This window comes from Streptomyces sp. NPDC104831 (assembly GCF_055583025.1).
In genome coordinates this window covers 1-3,401 of record NZ_JBVJOT010000136.1, presented here as the reverse complement: position 1 = coordinate 3,401, position 3,401 = coordinate 1, and the positions used below count along the sequence as shown (strand labels likewise).

The following is a 3,401-nucleotide window of genomic DNA, read 5'->3' as shown; positions in this document are numbered from 1 at the left end:
CACCGACACGAGCACAACACCCCCCCCCCCCCCCCCCCCCCCCCCCCCCCCCCCCCCCCCCCCCCCCCCCCCCCCCGCCCCCCCCCCCCCCCGCTCCGGGCGGGCGGCCTCAGGCTTTCGCCGTACCCGTCCCGCAGCGCCGGCACCTGATGCGGTCCAGGCGGGACAGGCGCCCCTTGGCGTCGTACCGGTAGTCGTCGCGCACGGACCCCCGGCAGCCGTCGGTGGCGCACGGCGCCGCTCCAAAGAGGTGCCCGTACGGGCCGGAGCGGAGCGTGCCGGCGTTGCACTCCGGGCACGGAAAGGGGTGCAGCCCCTCGTCGTTGACGACGTACGCGATCATTTCCGCCAGATGGCAGTTCGGACAGATGGCGGCCATCCGGCGTGATCCCTTCGAAGGGTCGTCCAGGGTCATCCGAGGAGCACATCGCCAACGACCGCCCACCGGCCCCGGTTACCCGGATCCGCGCCGGCCCGCCTAGCGCGGCGGGAGCGGAGAGGCAAGTCGGCCGGGTGGGGTTCCCCTCCGCTCAAGGGGAATCCCACCCGGCCGGGGTGCGCGCCGCCCCCGTCCCCACGGTGCGGCGCGAGCAGGTCGCCGTTCAGTCATCCCGTGAACGGCGGCCTGGGTCTCATTCCAGTCCGAGCGCGGGCAGCACGGCCGCCTCCACGAACCGGACCAGGTACTCGGCGTCGGCATACTGCCCATTCAGGACCGGCCGTACCCGTAGAACGCCGAACATCATGGCGGGGACGTACTCCAGCGCGGGGTGGTCCGCCCGGACCTCGCCACGGTCCACGCCCCGGGCGAGCATCTCCTCCAGCGCGGCGATCTCCGGGTGGATCAGCGCCTCGCGCAGCGCCCGGGCCAGTTCCTGGTCGGAGGTCACCGCGTGCCCCAGCGCCTGGAGCAGCCGGGTGTCCTTGCCGGACCAGTCGCCCGCGGCCCGCGCGGCCTGGCGCAGGTCCTCGGCGAGCGAGCCGGTGTCGATGCCGGCGAACCGCACCCGGCGGCTGGCGCGCAGCGCCGCCGCGACGAACTGCGGTTTGGTCTTCCACTGCCGGTAGAGCGTGGACTTGCTGCAGCGGGTGCTGGCGGCGACGCCCTCCATGGTGACGGAGTCGTAGCCGCACTCGCGGATCTGTTCCAGCACGGCGTCGAAGAACTCCCGCTCACGCTCCGGCGTGATCTTGGAGCGGCGCGAGGCGACGACCGTGTCCGGTCCCTCCGCGGCCTGCGACGTCATGCGCTGCTTCCCCTCACTCGTGCTGTCTCCAGTGTGGCGCACATCAATCGATACGCCAGTGTACCGGTACTCGGCCGTATCGGTACACTGGCGTATCGGTACGGAAACGTATCGATCAGTCCCGGCCACCGGCCGGGGCGTACGCACCACCCACGCACCACCGTCAGCGAAGGGGCCGGGGGATGAATGCCCGAACCGAGCCTGCGGAGGCGGAAACGGCACCGGCGACCCCGGCACGCCCGCCTCTGATACGTGAGTTCCTGCTGGTCGCCGGGCTCTTCCTGGTCTACAAACTGGGCCGCCAGCTGGCCACCGGCCACACCGGCGACGCCTTCCGCAACGCCCGCCGCGTGTGGGACCTGGAGCGGGCCGCGCACCTGCCCCACGAGAACGCCGTGCAGTCCGCGCTGCTGCACGGCGACACGCTCGTCCACCTGGCGAACACCTACTACGCGACCGTCCACTTCCCGGCCACGCTCGCCTTCCTGGTCTGGCTGTACGTACGCCGGCCCGCGCACTACGTCTGGGCCCGGCGGGTCCTCGCGGTGGTCACCACCGCCGCCCTGGTACTGCCGTTCACCTTCCCGCTGGCCCCGCCGCGGATGCTGACCGGGACGGGGCTGGTGGACACCGGCCGGGTCTACGGCCCCTCCGTGTACGGCCCGCCCGCCAGCGACCACCTGTCCAACCAGTTCGCGGCGATGCCCTCGCTGCACTTCGGCTGGGCCCTGATGGTGGCCGTCGGCCTGATCGCCGCGACCCGCTCCCGGTGGCGCCGGCTGTGGCTGCTGCATCCGCTGGCCACCCTGCTGGTGATCGTGGGCACGGCGAACCACTACTGGCTCGACGCGCTCGTGGCCACGGTGATGCTCGCCCTCGCCCTCGCCGCCATCCCCCGGCCCCGGCACACCGCCACCACGGCGGGACGCGGCACCGGCCTGCCGGTCACCCGCGAGCCCGTCCTGGCGGGAGCGGGCCGATGAGCACCGCCGCCCTGGCCGCCCTCGGCCTGTCACTGGTGTCGGCCGTCGCCTACGCGCTGGCCGCCGTCGCCCAGGAGCGGCTGGCCGCGCGCAGCGCCGGCACCGGGCTGCTGCGCCTGCTGGGCACCGGCGCCTGGTGGTCCGCGGTCGGGCTGAACGCCGCCGCCGCGCTGCTGCACGTCGTCGCCCTGAAGTACGGCCCGCTGACCGTCGTACAGCCGCTGGGCGCGCTCACCCTGGTCGCGGCCGTGCCGCTGGGCGCGCGGGCGGCCGGGCGGCGGGTCCGGGCGGTGGAGTGGCGCGGTACGGCGCTCACCCTGCTGGGACTGGCCGCGCTGCTGGTCGCCGCGTCCGGTCCGGCGCCCGCGCGGGTGCTGTCGCTGCCGGCGGCGCTGGCGGTCTCGGGGGCGACGGCCGCCGCCATCGGCCTGCTGTCCTGGCCCGGCGCACGGCCGGGCCTGAGGCACGCGACCGCGTCCGGCTTCGCCTCCGGGGTGGCGTCCGCGCTCACCCAGACGGTGACGGTGGCGGCCACGGACCGTTCGGGGCCGGTGCTGGACACCGAGGTGATCGTGGGCGCCGTGCTCGTCGCCGCGTTCGCCGTCGGCGGGCTGCTGCTGTCCCAGACCGCCTACCGGGGCGGGCTGGGCGCGCCGCTCGCCGTGGTCACCCTCGCCAACCCGGTGGCCGCCGCGGTGATCGGCCTCAGTCTGCTGGGGCAGGGCCTGCGGGGCGGGGCCGGCGGGGTGCTGCTGGCCGTCGTCGGCGCGGGACTGGCCTCCTGGGGTGTGCTGCTCCTCACCCGGGCGGCGCCCCGGCCCGACGGCCCGGCGGTGGACAAGGAGCATCCGGTGGCGGCCGTCCTGGCCCTGGAGCCGGGCACGGCCACCGCGGAACCGGCCCTGGCCCGCTCCGGGCCCGGGCCGCGGGCGGCCACCGCGGGACCGGCCGCGGCGGCACGCCGGCGCGGGCCGCGGGCGGCCGCCGAGGGACCCGGGCCGGTGCCGCGGCAGCCGGAGCAGCCGGGGCACCTCACCGCGCTCTGAACGCACACGGCGACGGCCGGTGGCGGGGGGGGGACCCGCCTGCCCCCGGCCGGCTCCTTTTTTTCCGCGCTAGTCCCCTCCCCCCCCGCCTGTCCCTCCTTGGCGTTTTTTTTCACCCTCTCGCA

The 3,401-nt window shown here is 75.5% G+C and carries 4 protein-coding genes; 2 read left to right on the top strand and 2 right to left on the bottom strand.

The genetic code is table 11. The features are described 5' to 3' along the window. Positions 1–109 precede the first annotated feature (109 nt). Positions 110–379 carry a hypothetical protein gene (locus ACZ63H_RS38550; RefSeq protein ID WP_469873114.1) on the bottom strand — a complete coding sequence of 90 codons (270 nt, stop codon included), beginning with the start codon at positions 377–379 and terminating at the stop codon, positions 110–112. Between the two features lie 253 nt (positions 380–632). Beyond that, entirely contained in the window at positions 633–1,247 is a 615-nt protein-coding gene (locus ACZ63H_RS38545; RefSeq protein WP_469873113.1) for a TetR/AcrR family transcriptional regulator, read from the bottom strand. 182 nt (positions 1,248–1,429) lie between these two features. Between ACZ63H_RS38545 and ACZ63H_RS38540 the strand changes: the two genes are divergently transcribed. Both ACZ63H_RS38540 and ACZ63H_RS38535 read left to right on the top strand, forming a co-directional pair. Then, on the top strand, positions 1,430–2,230 hold the full coding sequence (locus ACZ63H_RS38540) for a phosphatase PAP2 family protein (protein WP_469873112.1): 801 nt from the start codon (positions 1,430–1,432) through the stop codon (positions 2,228–2,230). Next, positions 2,227–3,276 (top strand): hypothetical protein, encoded by a 1,050-nt coding sequence (locus ACZ63H_RS38535; RefSeq protein ID WP_469873111.1) that lies wholly within the window; start codon positions 2,227–2,229, stop codon positions 3,274–3,276. The genes ACZ63H_RS38540 and ACZ63H_RS38535 overlap by 4 nt, the downstream gene beginning before the upstream one ends. The last annotated feature ends 125 nt before the right edge of the window (positions 3,277–3,401 follow it).